Annotated in this window: 14 protein-coding genes; 9 read left to right on the top strand and 5 right to left on the bottom strand. The window is 35.2% G+C overall.

All coding sequences use genetic code 11. The features are described from left to right. Positions 1–152 precede the first annotated feature (152 nt). Positions 153–266, top strand: coding sequence for a cytochrome b6-f complex subunit PetM (petM, locus tag UCYN_RS02845; protein WP_041487841.1), 114 nt, complete (start codon positions 153–155; stop codon positions 264–266). Positions 267–555: 289 nt separating this feature from the next. Here petM and UCYN_RS02850 read toward each other — a convergent pair whose 3' ends face one another. The 5 genes from UCYN_RS02850 to UCYN_RS02870 all read right to left on the bottom strand — a co-directional run bounded on the left by UCYN_RS02850 (position 556) and on the right by UCYN_RS02870 (position 3,100). Further along, positions 556–975 carry an ArsC/Spx/MgsR family protein gene (locus UCYN_RS02850; protein ID WP_012953993.1) on the bottom strand — a complete coding sequence of 140 codons (420 nt, stop codon included), beginning with the start codon at positions 973–975 and terminating at the stop codon, positions 556–558. A gap of 146 nt (positions 976–1,121) precedes the next feature. Further along, positions 1,122–1,328, bottom strand: a complete 207-nt coding sequence (nifT, locus tag UCYN_RS02855; protein WP_012953994.1) for a putative nitrogen fixation protein NifT — start codon at positions 1,326–1,328, stop codon at positions 1,122–1,124. Positions 1,329–1,418: 90 nt separating this feature from the next. After that, positions 1,419–1,730 carry a nitrogen fixation protein NifZ gene (locus UCYN_RS02860; protein ID WP_012953995.1) on the bottom strand — a complete coding sequence of 104 codons (312 nt, stop codon included), beginning with the start codon at positions 1,728–1,730 and terminating at the stop codon, positions 1,419–1,421. Next, positions 1,717–2,850: a homocitrate synthase gene (gene nifV, locus UCYN_RS02865; RefSeq protein WP_012953996.1), complete on the bottom strand. Its 1,134-nt coding sequence runs from the start codon at positions 2,848–2,850 to the stop codon at positions 1,717–1,719. Before nifV ends, UCYN_RS02860 begins: the two co-directional genes overlap by 14 nt. Before the next feature lie 37 nt (positions 2,851–2,887). Then, positions 2,888–3,100 (bottom strand): DUF2949 domain-containing protein, encoded by a 213-nt coding sequence (locus tag UCYN_RS02870; RefSeq protein WP_012953997.1) that lies wholly within the window; start codon positions 3,098–3,100, stop codon positions 2,888–2,890. Positions 3,101–4,311: 1,211 nt separating this feature from the next. On the opposite strand from UCYN_RS02870, the gene nifB reads away from it, so the two are divergent. From nifB to nifN, 8 genes are all read left to right on the top strand, one after another. After that, positions 4,312–5,787: a nitrogenase cofactor biosynthesis protein NifB gene (gene nifB / locus UCYN_RS02875; RefSeq protein ID WP_012953999.1), complete on the top strand. Its 1,476-nt coding sequence runs from the start codon at positions 4,312–4,314 to the stop codon at positions 5,785–5,787. 451 nt (positions 5,788–6,238) lie between these two features. Next, positions 6,239–7,441, top strand: coding sequence for a cysteine desulfurase NifS (nifS, locus tag UCYN_RS02880; RefSeq protein WP_012954000.1), 1,203 nt, complete (start codon positions 6,239–6,241; stop codon positions 7,439–7,441). An 80-nt stretch (positions 7,442–7,521) separates the two neighbouring features. Then, a complete protein-coding gene (nifU, locus tag UCYN_RS02885) occupies positions 7,522–8,406 on the top strand; it encodes a Fe-S cluster assembly protein NifU (RefSeq protein ID WP_012954001.1) in 885 nt (294 codons plus the stop codon). Positions 8,407–8,627: 221 nt separating this feature from the next. Next, positions 8,628–9,491 carry a nitrogenase iron protein gene (gene nifH, locus UCYN_RS02890; protein WP_012954002.1) on the top strand — a complete coding sequence of 288 codons (864 nt, stop codon included), beginning with the start codon at positions 8,628–8,630 and terminating at the stop codon, positions 9,489–9,491. A 162-nt stretch (positions 9,492–9,653) separates the two neighbouring features. Next, positions 9,654–11,096: a nitrogenase molybdenum-iron protein alpha chain gene (gene nifD / locus UCYN_RS02895; RefSeq protein ID WP_012954003.1), complete on the top strand. Its 1,443-nt coding sequence runs from the start codon at positions 9,654–9,656 to the stop codon at positions 11,094–11,096. A gap of 111 nt (positions 11,097–11,207) precedes the next feature. Then, positions 11,208–12,737, top strand: coding sequence for a nitrogenase molybdenum-iron protein subunit beta (gene nifK / locus UCYN_RS02900; protein ID WP_012954004.1), 1,530 nt, complete (start codon positions 11,208–11,210; stop codon positions 12,735–12,737). Positions 12,738–13,104: 367 nt separating this feature from the next. Continuing rightward, positions 13,105–14,493, top strand: a complete 1,389-nt coding sequence (nifE, locus tag UCYN_RS02905; protein WP_012954005.1) for a nitrogenase iron-molybdenum cofactor biosynthesis protein NifE — start codon at positions 13,105–13,107, stop codon at positions 14,491–14,493. Between the two features lie 81 nt (positions 14,494–14,574). Further along, the gene (gene nifN / locus UCYN_RS02910; protein ID WP_041487741.1) at positions 14,575–15,936 is read left to right on the top strand and encodes a nitrogenase iron-molybdenum cofactor biosynthesis protein NifN; all 1,362 of its coding nucleotides are present in this window, start codon (positions 14,575–14,577) and stop codon (positions 15,934–15,936) included. Positions 15,937–15,977 lie beyond the last annotated feature (41 nt).

A 15,977-nucleotide genomic window follows, 5' to 3' on the forward strand; every position in this document is an offset into this window, starting at 1 on the left:
TTATTTTGCCTTCATGTTTTACAATACGTATTAACGAATTAATTTTGCTTAAGATTAATAAGCCTATTTATATCGTATATTAGGTAATCTTAAATATGAGCTAAATTCGTCAATAATTTTATATGTATGTTCCTTCTATTGGGAGAATATTTATGACAGCTGAAAGTATGATGTTTAACGGTCCAGTTTTAATAGCAGGTTTAGTTCTCTTTGGCTTAGCTTGGGGATTTGTTATACTCAAAATTCAAGGAGGAGAAGCTGAATAGTTCATGGAAATGAAGAGGAAGTATAGCTAAATAGCTATGCTCCTCATTAGAGAATTATATAACTATAATATGTCATTCAATTTTATTATTTTTCATTTGAGTTTTTCAAGAGTTAACTGTTAAATTTTGAAAAATGTTTAACAGGAAAATTGAAGCCATATGGAAATATTAAAAAATATTTTCTAATATTATTGATACTAAATTAATAGTTAGGCTGAAGAATTATTATCTGTACATCTTTAATTTTTGTTGAATTTACTTTTCTATGAAAAATAAAATATCACAAATATTATTCTTTTTCATGAATACGAGGGCAAGTTTCTAAATCTTCAGAAGAGAAATTTACAGGATTTAATCCAATCCAAGTATCAATAATATTGTACTCAAAACCTATTTTATAAGTTTGATCAACTTGAAGTAAAGGACGACGAATTAACAGAGGATCTGCTATCATAAGTTCTAAAACATCGTTTTTATCAGAGTTCATAAAATTTTCAGGTATAATTTCCTTCGATTTTACTCTTGGTGCACTATAGTTAAACCAAGAAGTTATGGGAAAATCTTTAAGAAATAAATATAACTTATCTATTGTCCAAGATTCAGTTAAAATATTCTTGATGTCTAATTTGTGACCTGCAGCAATAAGGAAATCTTTTTGTTTTTTATTATTGCGACATCCTGGTTTTTCGTAAAATAGAACTTGAGCCATAGAATAAGTGGTACAGTGTGTTTTAATTAATTTCTCAATAATCTTTTGAACTAGGTTATTTTAGTGATTATGCGTAAGGCTATAAGAACTTAATTAAGTTCTTATAGCCTTACGCATAATCACTAAAAAGATAAAGTATGATTATCCTATTCATCTGGTAAACGTTTTGCATCAAAAGTTTGAGGCAAATGTGTTTCATCATTAAGGTTTTCAATCTGTAGTCTCCAACCATTTGCTATCGTCAAAATTTTTCCACTACCCTCAACACTTTGCGCAACAACATCTTCCTCTAAATCTTTTTTGGGTACATAAATAGAAAATTTCGTACCATTATTACTTAAAATGACCTTCATAAAACTACTCCAATTAGGTAAATAATTAATACTGTATGGCTAAATAATTAGCTATTCATCAAAACTACTGCAAAAGCAGTTTTGTAGAAATTAATTTTCTGCATTTTCTTCATCATCAGCATCATCGAAGAAAACATCATCAGCAGCGACTATCTCATTATAACGGCAGCCTACAACATAACCACTTTCCAAAAAATGAACAGCATATATGTAATAGCTTTGGAGATAAGTACCAATACTAACAATATATCCCGTATCCCCTTTTTTAGCTAGACTCTCTCCTACTTCTTTACCAGGAAAGGTTCCATCATTACGAATCATTTTTCGAAGACGGACTTTTTGCTCTATTTCAAAAACTGGAGGATCATTAAGTTCGATTTCACCTGGATTATACAATCCCATGAGATATTCTCCTATTTGTTACTAAATCAAGTAATTCTTCAGTTGTTAGATTTCGTTTCATTTGAACAGATAAATGACGAACAGAATCTAATATTTTTTGAGATTCTTCATAATCTAGATTAATACCATGTTGGCTTAATAAATTTATTAATAAACTCCGTCCCGAATGTTTGCCAACTACCAAACGACGTTCCCAACCTATTTCTTCTGGTGCAAAAGGTTCATATGTTTGAGGATCTTTTAAAACTCCATGAGCATGAATACCTGACTCATGAGCAAAAATATTATCTCCAACAATTGCTTTCCAGGGCGGAAGCTTTACGCCAGAAGCTTGAATAATTAATTGAGATAATTCTCTTAAACGGGAAGTGTTTATTGATAAATTAACTTTATATAGCTGCTTGAGAGCCATTACAATTTCTTCAAGGGCTGCATTACCAGCTCGTTCTCCTAATCCATTAACTGTAGTGTTTACTGATGTCGCTCCTGCTTGTATGCCGGCTAAAGCATTAGCAGTAGCTAAACCAAAATCATTATGGGTGTGCATCTCGATAGGAATAGTAAGATGTTTAACTAGTTTTTTTACTTTTTGAGTAGTAGTTAAAGGACTCAGAATCCCTACCGTATCACAGAAACGAAACCTAGAAGCTCCTAGATCTTGGGCGTATTGGGCAAACTCTATTAAAAATGACTCATCTGCACGTGAAGCATCTTCTGCACCAACAGAAACAAAAAGTCCTTTATCTAAAGCAAAATTAAGAGTGCTTTTAAGTCTCTCCCAAACAACTGCAGTTTTTCCTTTGAATTTTGCCTTAATTTGTATATCAGATATAGGAACAGCTATATGAACTCTCTTTAAGCCACAGGCTATAGAAGCATTAATATCTGAAATTACTGCACGATTCCAACCGAGAAGGGAAGCTTTTAATCCACTATTAACAATACCGGTAATAGCTTCGGCTTCACTACCTCCCATTGCAGGAATTCCAACCTCTAGTTCAGGAATACCAATAATATCCATAAGAGATGCAATTGCAACTTTCTCGGCAGCATTGAAAACTATTCCTGCTGCTTGTTCACCATCTCTTAAAGTCGTATCATTGATATAAACATTACTCATGCATTTAATATTCAAGATTCCTAGACAAACCGTTTTATTAGGGTGATTGAAGACGAACTTGGGCATCTAACCAATCCCAAATCAGTTGTAATTGATTAGACGAAATTAAGCCATATTGCCACAAAAGCATAGGAATTGGATCGCTTGGCTGACATTGGTTATTAAAGACAACAGATAAATCTTTTGAAGAAAGAGCAATTTCTTGTTGTAGAAATTCTCTAAACTCTTCAGATATTAATTGTTTTTGCATAACAGTACTAGAAGTTAAGTTATTAATATTCTGACAGCAACTAGAAAAGAAACAAATATATTTAAGATTAAAATAATAAATCATTTCTTCAAGCCAAATTACTTAAAGATAAATAGTTACTAAATACTACTATAAAAACTTTAAGTTTACTCAGCACATAAGCTGTTAAGTAAAATATCATAGTTACCATATTTCAATTCTAATACTAATTTGCAAGAAGCTATTATTTAACATCAATAGATAGCTATTAGCCATCAAAAACCTTGTAAGTTATGAAGCGATCGCAGACTATGAAAATAATTATTTGACTTAACTATTAAAACAGCTAAACGAAGGCTTTATAACTAAAAAGTATTTTTAAATCATACAACGAGAACCAAGATTCTCTTGTATAAGATATATCTTTATTTTCTCATTTATTAAGTCTATATCTAATAAAGTTTTAAGAGTATAAGTTTTTAAGCTATTTATTATTGATTCTCAAAGTATATTGACAATAAACAATGAATAGTTAGTAATAAAACTTTGTAGTCAAAATTTTTTTTCAAGTGCTCCGGATAATATACATTTTTAAATTTAAGCCCAGATAAACTCTTTACGTGTGATTTAACAAAAATTGTTTAATAATATTCCAATAAGTATTTGAGTACCTTAACTATTTTGGTTGTTAATCTGATTTACATAGAACTTAACGAGTAACTCATAATAACTAATTCTTCATTTTTAAATTAAAAGTATTTAACATATCGATAACTTCACAACCCTATTTTTGATTAATCAATCTAACCAATTAGATATTGAGCAGAAAATAAAAGTTCTGACAATGAAGACGATGATTTAATTAAATTTGAACCTTAAAAAACTAAATAATGAGTATAAAAATACATGAATCTATTAATAAAAATACTCAGGCTATTCTCAAAAAATACATGTACCCTGCTCTTTACAAAAAAAAAATCTTTTTAAAGCCTTGTTTGAAGAGGTTTTGCAGATATGAGTGCATTCTAAGTATAGTAATGAATTCCTATTTCCCCGAAGTAACCTCACACATCATTGATGAATGATATAAATGTTTATAACGCCGGAAACACAAAATCCATAACCCAATTGTAATTAATTACTAATTCACAAAGTTTTTAGACGGTTTTCTCTTAAAAAACCATTTTTATCATCTCCTACTGCCTTGTCACCCTTTAACTCCACGGAATTAAATGCTACAAACTACTGGTTTGATTAATAATAACGCATCTATAGCCAACAAGACGGATTTTACAGAAACGTTATCTACCCCTGAAGCCAAGAAAAGCGGCTCTTGTCCTTCAACAGGAGACAAGCCACAATTAGACGCTAGTATTCAGGAACGCATCGCTAAGCACCCATGTTATAGCGAAGATGCTCATCATCACTATGCGAGGATGCATGTTGCTGTTGCCCCTGCTTGCAACATCCAATGCAATTATTGTAATCGTAAGTATGATTGTGCTAATGAAAGTCGTCCAGGTGTTGTTAGTGAGGTTTTAACTCCAGAAGAAGCAGCTCATAAAGCTTTAGTGGTTGGCGGTAAAATACCGCAGATGACGGTTCTGGGAATTGCAGGTCCTGGAGATCCACTTGCCAACCCCAAGCAAACATTTCGCACATTTGAATTAGTCGCGGACAAAGCTCCAGATATTAAGCTTTGTTTATCAAGTAACGGTCTTATGCTTCCTGAATATATAGACCGCATCAAAGAACTCAACATTGACCATGTTACATTAACAATCAATATGGTTGACCCTGAAATTGGGGCTAAAATTTATCCCTGGGTCCGCTATAACCGCAAGCGCTATAAAGGTATAGAGGGTGTCAAAATTCTTCATGAGAAGCAAATGGAATCCCTTGACGCTCTCAGAGAAGCAGATATTCTCTGTAAAGTCAATTCAGTAATGATACCTGGCATAAATGATGAGCACCTTGTGGAGGTAAATAGGGTCATCCAGTCTAAAGGAGCATTTCTCCATAATATAATGCCTCTCATCTCAGCTCCTGAACATGGTACTCACTTTGGATTAACTGGTCAAAGAGGTCCTACTCCGAAAGAATTAAAAACTCTTCAAGACAAATGTTCAGGCAATATGAAAATGATGCGCCATTGTCGTCAATGTCGTGCTGACGCTGTAGGTTTACTAGGAGAAGATCGTTCTCAAGAATTTACTAAAGATAAAATTCTAGATATGAAGCCTGAATATGACTCAAAACAGAGGCAAGATGTTCATGCAAGTATCGAAAAGTTTACAGCCGAAGTAAATACAGTTAAGGAAGAGCAAAATACTCAAATTACATCAGATACATCTACGCCTTCAATTTTAGTAGCAGTGGCAACCAAGGGTAACCGACTAGTTAACCAGCATTTCGGTCATGCTACAGAATTTCAAATTTTTGAAGTAAATGGCACTGATGTAAAATTTATCGCTCACCGTAAAGTTGATCACTACTGCCAATCTGGCTATGGTGAAGAAACAAGCCTAGACAGTATTATTAAGTCTATCTCTGACTGTAAAGGAGTTTTAGCTTCTAAAATTGGTCTCTGTCCTCAGGAAGCACTCAGGAATGCTGGATTAGAACCTTATGAGGCATATGACATTATTGATAATGTCGCCATCAATTTTTATAAAGAGTATATGCAAAAGCAAACCGTAGGAGCTTAAAAGATGAGCAACGTTTCAGAGTATTGTCTCAAGTTGAGTTACTTAACATCTGCCAAGTCTTCTTCTGAGACGTCATCAGCTTCGATGGATAGTAAGTGCAGGAGTTGTGTTAACAATTATTCTATTCCACCATGTACTGGATTTTCCAAGGATTATAATTGTTCTTTTCCTAATCTAGATACTTAATACTAAAAGATGGCTTCAAATTATGTTTGTAATTATATCTTTTACTAACACAGCATAATAACGGCAGTTTCTATAAAGTAAAAAGTATCATTTACCTTGTAGATAATGCATCTTAACGATTTTGAAGGTAGCTGTGAAATTCTTTAGAGGTCTAACAAATTTTAAAGCTTTTTATATTGTTAGATTTCTCTAAAGATAATAAAAACCGGCGGCCCAAACATAAATAATAACTATTTGATTTTGTTAAATATATGGTAGGCAAATAATGAAAGACTGTATATATTTAGATAATAATGCAACTACGCAAATAGACAGTGAAGTACTCACAGAAATGATGCCTTACCTAAATTTTTATTATGGTAATCCATCTAGTATGCACTCTTTCGGAGGTCAGGTTGGAAAAGCCGTCCGTACAGGAAGAGAGCAGGTTGCATCTTTATTAGGTGCTGAACCATCCGAAATCATTTTCACAAGTTGCGGTACTGAAGGAGATAATGCAGCTATCAATGCAGCATTAATAGCTCAGAAAAATAAGCGTCACATTATTACAACTGAAGTAGAGCATCCAGCTATTTTAAGCCATTGTAAACAACTTGAAAGACAAGGCTATCAAGTAACATATCTATCTGTTGATCAGCAAGGTCAGCTTGATTTGAATGAATTGAAAACGTCCTTGACTGGTAATACTGCATTAGTGTCAGTTATGTATGCTAATAATGAAACTGGTGTTATCTTCCCTATTGAAGAAATAGGTCAAATGGTTAAAGAGTATGGTGCTTTGTTTCATGTAGACGCAGTACAAGCAGTAGGAAAAATACCTTTAAACATGAAGACAAGTACCATCGATATGTTGACCATATCTGGTCATAAAATTCATGCTCCTAAAGGGATAGGTGCTCTATATGTTCGTAAAGGTGTACGCTTTCGTCCTCTTATAATCGGTGGACATCAAGAGCGGGGACGTCGAGGTGGGACAGAAAATGTATCTGGAATAGCTGCTTTAGGTAAAGCAGCAGAACTAGCCCAGTTAAACTTACCTCATATACACCTTGAACAAGAGCTAAGAGATTATCTAGAAGATAGTATCTTAAATTTAATTCCTGATACTGTTGTTAACGGTAACAAGACAAATAGATTACCAAATACAACAAATATAGGTTTTAAATACATAGAAGGGGAAGCAATACTTTTATCTATTAATAAGTATGGTATTTGCGCTTCTTCTGGATCAGCATGTACTTCAGGTTCTTTAGAGCCTTCTCATGTATTAAGAGCAATGAAAGTACCCTACAGTGTACTTCATGGATCTATTCGCTTTAGTCTTTCCCGATATACAACTAAAAGTGAAATTGATCGGGTGATAGAAATTTTACCGGATACAATTGGCCGCCTTCGTGCCATATCGCCTTTTAGTAGTGATAATTCTACTTGGTTACAGGAAATGGAGAAAGAGGCTTTAGCCAAATAGCTAAGAATTAAAGTACTGAAAAATATCTTTTCTTTTTAAAGATAACTAACAATCAATATTCAAATATATAGTAATCAATTATGTGGGAATATACAGACAAAGTAATGGACTTTTTTCATAACCCCAGAAATCAAGGGGTTATCGACGAGAAAGAAAGTGGACAAGCAATTACAACTGGAGAAGTAGGTAGTATTGCCTGTGGTGATGCATTAAAGTTACATCTTAAGATTGATGAAAAAAGTCAAACTATTCTTGAAGCTCGTTTCCAAACTTTTGGATGTGCTTCTGCTATAGCCTCTTCTTCTGCATTAACCGAATTATTAGTAGGAAAAACTTTAGATGAAGCTCTTAGTCTTACAAACAAAGAAATTGCAGATTATCTAGGAGGACTACCAGAAGAGAAAATGCATTGTTCTGTCATGGGACAAGAAGCTTTGGAAGCTGCAATTTTTAACTACAGAGGTATTCCCTTAGATAATCATGAAGACGACGAAGGAGCATTAATTTGTCGTTGTTTTGGAGTAACTAGTACAAGAATTCGCCGCATTGTTCTTGAAAATAGTTTAACTACTGCTGAGCAAGTAACCAATTATGTCAAAGCCGGTGGCGGATGTGGTTCTTGTCTAACCGATATTGACGATATTATCGTGGATGTTGCCGAAGAAGGATTCACATTAACAGAAGACTTATCTTCAGAAGCTAATATACCTGAATTAGAAGTAAAAACATTAACTAATTTACAGAAAATTACGCTCATACAACAAGTTTTAGAAGAAGAAGTTAAACCTGCTTTAGCTAAAGACGGTGGAGACGTCGAGCTATTTGACATAGAAGGTAACTTGATTAAGGTTGTCTTGAAGGGGGCATGTAGCTCCTGTAGTAGTAGCACGTTTACTTTAAAAACTGCTATCGAAGCTAGGTTACGAGAACGAATTTCTAAAGACTTAACTGTCATTGCTGTATAGATATTTAACGCAGCAAATATATTACTAACTTAACACGAGGTAAAACGTATGATTAGTCAGAAGAAAGGTGAGGAGCGATCTCCACCATGAGCATTGCTCCTCACATAGAAGAATATAGTTGTAGATAAAAAATAATTGTGTAATTAACCTTTTATTTATCTTATCTAGACTAATCATTCTTTCATTTTTTACATACTCACCTCTAATTAGGAGAATCCCAAATGCGTCAAATTGCATTCTACGGAAAAGGCGGTATCGGTAAATCTACCACATCTCAAAATACTATCGCAGCATTATCTGAAAACAACCGCATCATGATCGTTGGTTGTGACCCTAAAGCAGATTCCACACGTCTAATGTTGCATTGTAAAGCACAAACCACTGTTTTACATTTAGCTGCAGAAAGAGGAACTGTAGAAGATATTGAACTTGATGAAGTAGTAATTCCTGGCTATAACAACGTTTTATGCGTTGAGTCCGGTGGTCCTGAGCCTGGAGTTGGATGTGCTGGTCGTGGTATTATTACTGCTATCAACTTCCTTGAAGAAGAAGGTGCTTACGAAAACCTAGATTTCGTATCTTATGATGTATTAGGAGACGTTGTTTGTGGTGGTTTCGCTATGCCTATCCGTGAAGGAAAAGCACAAGAAATCTACATCGTTACTTCTGGTGAAATGATGGCAATGTACGCTGCTAACAACATTGCAAGAGGTATTCTTAAATATGCTCACACCGGTGGTGTTCGTTTAGGTGGTTTAATCTGTAACAGTCGTAATGTTAACTGTGAAGCTGAATTAATCACAGAATTAGCTCGTCGTCTTGGTACTCAAATGATTCACTTCGTACCTCGTAGTAAACAGGTACAAGAAGCTGAATTACGTCGTATGACAGTTATCGAATATACTCCTAACCATCCTCAAGCTGATGAGTATCGTACTCTAGCTAACAAAATTGAGAAAAACGAAATGTTCATCGTTCCTACTCCTATTTCCATGGAAGAACTTGAAGAACTATTAGTTGACTTCGGTATCCTTGGTGGTGAAGACGAATACGAACAAGCTATCGCTGCTGATAAAGCTAAATAGATCTAATCAAATAGATAGATCTGAAAATATTTCAGGGCAAAAGTAAATAGGAAATGGTGGATAGTTTTATTGTTAATTATTAACTGAAAGCTACACCGGTTCTTTTGCCTTCATCTTTCCTTACTAAATTGTCCTTTGTCCAAAACCTTAAAGAGGATCATTATGGCAACAGTTGAAGAAAATAAGAAACTCATCGCAGATGTTTTAGCAACTTACCCTGCAAAAGCTGCTAAAAAACGCAACAAACACCTTGGTGTTTATGAAGAAGGAGCTGATGATTGTGGTGTTAAATCCAACAAAGTATCTCTACCTGGTGTAATGACCGCTCGCGGTTGTGCTTATGCTGGTTCTAAAGGGGTAGTTTGGGGTCCTATTAAAGATATGATTCATATCTCTCATGGACCTGTTGGTTGTGGCTACTACTCTTGGTCTGGTCGTCGTAACTACTACATCGGAGTAACCGGAGTAGATAGTTTCGGTACCATGAACTTCACATCTGACTTCCAAGAACGTGATGTTGTTTTTGGTGGAGACACAAAACTAAGTCAATTAATTGATGAAGTTGAAATATTATTTCCTCTTAACGGTGGTATCTCAGTTCAATCAGAATGCCCCATTGGTTTAATTGGAGATGATATTGAAGCAGTAGCTCGTACAAAAACAAAAGAACTTGGCAAGCAAGTTATTCCTGTTCGTTGCGAAGGATTCCGTGGAGTTTCTCAATCTTTAGGACACCACATTGCTAACGATGTAATTCGTGATTGGGTTTTCCCAGTTGCTGATAAAGAAATCGCTGAGAAAGGTAACGAAGGTACTCCTTATGACGTTGCTATTATCGGTGACTACAACATTGGTGGAGATGCTTGGTCCAGTCGTATTCTTTTAGAAGAAATGGGACTACGTGTTATCGCTCAATGGTCTGGTGATGGTACTTTCACTGAAATGAAAGCAACACCTAGTGTTAAATTAAACCTAGTTCATTGCTATCGTTCTATGAACTACATTAGTCGTCACATGGAAGAAAAATACGGTATTCCTTGGTTAGAATACAACTTCTTTGGACCTAGCAAAATCATTGAATCTCTAAGAGCAATTGCTGAGCGTTTTGATGACACAATCAAACAAAAAGCTGAAGCAGTAATAGCTAAATATAAAGAGCAAGCTGATGGTATTGTAGCTAAATATCGTCCACGTCTAGAAGGCAAAACCGTCATGATGATGGTTGGTGGATTACGTCCTCGTCACGTTGTTCCTGCTTTCAAAGATTTAGGAATGGAAATCATCGGTACTGGTTATGAGTTTGCTCATGGTGATGACTACAAACGTACTACTCACTATGTTAAAGACGCTACTCTTATCTATGACGATGTTACTGGTTATGAGTTCGAAGAATTTGTTAAAGAACTTAAGCCTGATTTAGTAGCTGCAGGAATTAAAGAGAAATATGTCTTCCAAAAGATGGCTCTTCCTTTCCGCCAAATGCACTCTTGGGATTATTCAGGTCCTTACCATGGTTATGATGGCTTTGCTATCTTTGCACGTGATATGGATTTAGCCCTTAACAATCCTACCTGGGGATTAGTCGGAACCCCTTGGAATAAATAAGAAAGGCTGAATATGGAGGATGAGGAGATTTTTTATCCCCTCTCCCTTCCCCTCATTCCTTTTTCAAGGATTCTTTTTCTGAGACACACATCCATACGGAGTTACTAAAAGATGGCCCAAAACGTAAATAAAATCAAAGATCACGTCGAACTATTTCATCAGCCTGAGTATAAAGAACTGTTTGCTAACAAAAAACAGTTTGAAGGAATGCCTACTGCTGAAAAAGTTAAAGAAGTTGCTGAATGGACTAAAAGCTGGGAATACCGTGAGAAAAACTTCGCACGTGAAGCTCTTACCGTTAACCCTGCTAAAGGATGTCAGCCTCTAGGAGCTTTACTTGCTGCAGTTGGATTTGAAGGAACTTTACCTTTCGTTCACGGTTCTCAAGGTTGTGTTTCTTACTTCCGTACTCACTTAACTCGTCATTTTAAAGAGCCTGTCAGTGCTGTATCTTCTTCTATGACTGAAAACGCTGCTGTTTTCGGTGGATTAAGCAACATGGTTGATGGTCTACAAAATGCTTATGCTCTTTATAAGCCTAAAATGATTGCTGTTTGTACTACTTGTATGGCAGAAGTAATCGGAGATGACTTAGGTTCTTTTATTGGAAATGCTCGTGTTGACGGTGTAATTCCTCAAGACCTACCTATTCCTTTCGCTCATACTCCTAGTTTTGTTGGATCACATGTTAACGGTTACGACCACATGATGAAATCCATCTTAACTACTCTAGCTAACAAGAAAGATACTAGCAACGGTAAAATTAACTTCATGCCTGGATTCGAAACCTATATGGGGAATCTTCGCGAGCTTAAAAAGTTAATTGCTGCTTTAGGTGTAGATGGAACTATCTTAAGTGATACTGAAATGTACTTAGATTCTCCAAACTTAGGAGAGTTCTCTATGTATCATGAAGGAACATCTTTAGAAGATGCTGCTGATAGTTGTAATGCAAAAGCTACTATTGCTCTTCAAGCTTACACAACTACCAAAACTCTTGCTCACATGAAGAAAAAATGGAAGCAAGAAACTTTAGTTCATCGTCCTTGGGGTATTAAAGCGACTGATGAGTTCTTAATGAGCTTATCTAAAATGACCGGAAACCCCATTCCTAAAGAGCTTGAAATCGAGCGTGGACGTGCTGTAGATGCTATGACCGATACTCAAGCATGGCTTCATGGTAAGACTTCTGCTATCTTCGGTGATCCTGATACAGTAATGGGAGTATTACAGTTTATGCTAGAGATGGGTGTTGAGCCTGTTCATATCCTAGTACATAACAGTAATGACGAATTTGAAGAAGAAGCAAGAGAACTTTTAGCTTCTAGTCCTTACGGACAGCAAGCAACAGTTTGGGGCTATAAAGATTTATGGCACTTACGTTCTTTACTATTTACTGAACCTGTTGATTTCATGATCGGAAATTCTTACGGTAAGTATTTAGAAAGAGATTGTGAAATTCCTCTAATTCGTATAGGCTATCCTATCTTTGATCGTCATCATTTACATCGTTATTCAACCATTGGATACGGAGGTGCTATCAACCTTCTTAATTGGATTGCTAACGGAATTCTTGATGCACTAGATCGTAAGACAGATATTGCTGGAGAAACAGATATCTCCTTCGATTTAGTTCGTTAATTTCAAGGAAGTTTGGACATGAGGGAGACTAGGAGTAATTTAGAGAAGCGTATATATTAACACTTCTCCTCTCTCCTTTCTCCTCTCTCCTCTTCCTATTATGATTTTTTATATAAAATTATAAATTGATCGAGCTACCAAACTTTTGTAATAAGTTATTTTACTAGCTCCTCTTACAAACTAAACAATAATTTTTAAAAAATCACTAGAACTTTATCTATTTACAACTGTTACCAAGTATTGATAACAAAAACATGACTTATTAACAAAAGGTACATTTGTTATTTTTTGACAAATTATTTGTAACTTTGTTATGTCAACTAAATGATAAGTTTAAGCATTTCTGTAGTAGTTATAGGAAATTTACATGAAACTTACAAAAGCAAAAATTAATGAGCTACTGACACAACCAGAATGTGAGCATAATCTTAATAAGGGAGGGCAAGGTAAGAATAAAGCTTGTGCTCAGCAATCTCAGCCTGGCTCTGCTCAAGGAGGATGTGCTTTCGATGGAGCGTCTATTACACTTGTACCAATTACTGATGCAGCTCATTTAGTTCATGGTCCTATTGCTTGTTCCGGTAACAGCTGGAATAGTCGTGGTAGTTTATCTAGTGGTTCAACACTTTATAAAATGGGATTTACTACTGATATATCTGAAAATGATATAATTTTTGGAGGTGAAAAGAAGCTTTACAAAGCTGTTGTACAAGTTATTAATAATTTTAACCCATCTGCAGTTTTTGTTTATTCAACTTGTATTACTGCTCTTATAGGAGATGATCTAGATGCAGTGTGCAAAGCAGTAGTAGAAAAATATAAAATACCTGTTATTCCAGTTCATTCTCCAGGATTTGTGGGCAGTAAGAATTTAGGTAACCGTTTAGGTGGAGAAGCTCTTCTGCAGCATGTGATTGGAAGTAAAGAACCAAAATATACAACTAATTACGATATCAATATTGTTGGGGAATACAATATTGCCGGAGAAATGTGGGCAGTTACTACTTTACTTGAAAAGCTGGGAATTAGAGTTCTAGGAAAGATGACAGGGGATGCAAAATATGAAGATATTTGTTTTGCACATAGAGCAAAATTAAATGTAATGATTTGCTCTAAAGCTCTCATAAATGTAGCATCTTCAATGAAGGAAAAATATGACATACCTTACATTGAAGAATCTTTTTACGGGGTAGATGATATGAGTCGTTGCTTACGTAACATAGCAAAATTTTTTAATGATGCTCAGCTAATTGATCGTACTGAAAAAATTATCGAAGAAGAGATCTCTAGAATGAATATTCAGCTAGAGCCTTATAGAAAAAAATTAAAAGGGAAGCGAATGGTCCTATATACTGGAGGTGTGAAAAGCTGGTCTATCGTTTCAGCAGCACAAGATTTAGGTATGCAAGTAGTAGCTACCAGTACTAAAAAAAGTACAGAAGAAGATAAATCACGTATTAAAAAACTCTTGGGTAAAGATGGAATCATGCTTGAAAAAGGTAATCCAGAAGAGTTATTAAGAGTAATAAAACAAACAAAAGCCGATTTATTGGTAGCAGGAGGTAGAAATCAATATACTGCCCTTAAGGCAAAAATACCCTTTTTAGATATTAATCAAGAACGCCATCATCCCTATGCAGGTTATATAGGCATGGTTGAAATGGCAAGAGAACTATGTGAAGCAGTTTATAGTCCAATTTGGAGACAAGTTAGAAAAACTGCACCTTGGGATCAGTGTGAAGAACAAAAGGAATAAAGCACTATGACCTAAATCTTGCATAGAGTTCCGTAACGTTTGAATGAAAATACTAAACCCCTGGAAAAGGAGCAACAGATAGTGACTACGATTGTAAATCCAGATAAATCTTTATCAATCAACCCATTAAAGATGAGTCAACCTTTGGGAGCAGCTCTAGCTTTTTTGGGTTTAAACAAAATGATGCCATTGTTTCATGGATCGCAAGGATGTACTGCCTTTGCTAAAGTCGTACTAGTACGTCATTTTCGTGAATCTATTCCTCTTTCAACAACTGCTATGACAGAAATTAGCACAATTTTAGGCGGAGAGGATAATGTTGAGCAAGCAATTCTAACTATTATAGAAAAGTACAATCCTGAAGTAATAGGACTTTTGACTACTGGCTTAACAGAAACTAGAGGAGATGATATGAATCGTATCCTTTTAACTATTAAAGAAAAACATCCACATTTGCGTTCTTTTCCAATTATTTTAGTTTCTACTCCAGACTATAAAGGTTCATTGCAAGATGGTTATAGCGCTGCGGTTGAAAGTATTGTATCTACTAACTATGACGATTTTACTCAGAAGACATCATGTTTAACAAATGTAAAATCTCAAGTTAATGTTCTCTGTGCTTCTTATCTTTCTCCTGGTGATGTAGAAGAAATTAAATTCACTATTGAATCATTTGGTTTAACGCCGATTATGATTCCTGACTTATCTTGTTCCTTAGATGGTCATTTGGAGGATGAGTATCATACTACAACAACTGGAGGAACTACTTTACAGCAACTGCAGCAATTGCGAAACTCTTGTTATACATTTGCAATTGGTGAAAGTATGACAAAAGCCGCAATGATTTTAAAGAAACGTTTTGGTACAGAATATGAAGTTTTTCCTAGTTTAGCTGGTTTAGACGCAGTAGACTCTTTCATATGGAAGCTTTCTCAAATTGTTACAAGTGATAATGATGATCAATTGTTATCGTCAACAGTTCCTCAACGTTTTGACAAACAGCGCCGCCAATTACAGGATGTTATCCTTGATACTCATTTTTATTTTGGCGGAAAAAAGATTTCTCTTGCCTTAGAACCAGATTTGTTATACCAAACATCATGGTTGCTAACAAGTATGGGTGCAGAAATTCAAGCTGCTGTAACTACAACTGCGTCACCAATATTAAAAGAACTACCTTTTGATACTGTAACTATTGGTGATTTAAAAGACTTAGAAAATTTAGCACCTAATAGTGACTTGATAATTACAAACAGTCATGGTACTTCTTTAGCTAATCACCTTAAAGTACCTCTATATCGTATGGGATATCCTGTGTATGATCGTTTAGGCATGGGTCAACGCTGCTTGATAGGATACCGTGGTACTATGAGGTTTCTATTTGATGTCGGCAACCTTCTTATGGAAGAAGAAGCTAAACATAGTCCTATCAACTTACATTAAAATAGGAACTAGGTTCCCCTTTAATTTTATTTATCTGAGAG

Source organism: Candidatus Atelocyanobacterium thalassa isolate ALOHA, from assembly GCF_000025125.1.
Taxonomy (GTDB): Bacteria; Cyanobacteriota; Cyanobacteriia; order Cyanobacteriales; family Microcystaceae; genus Atelocyanobacterium; species Atelocyanobacterium thalassae.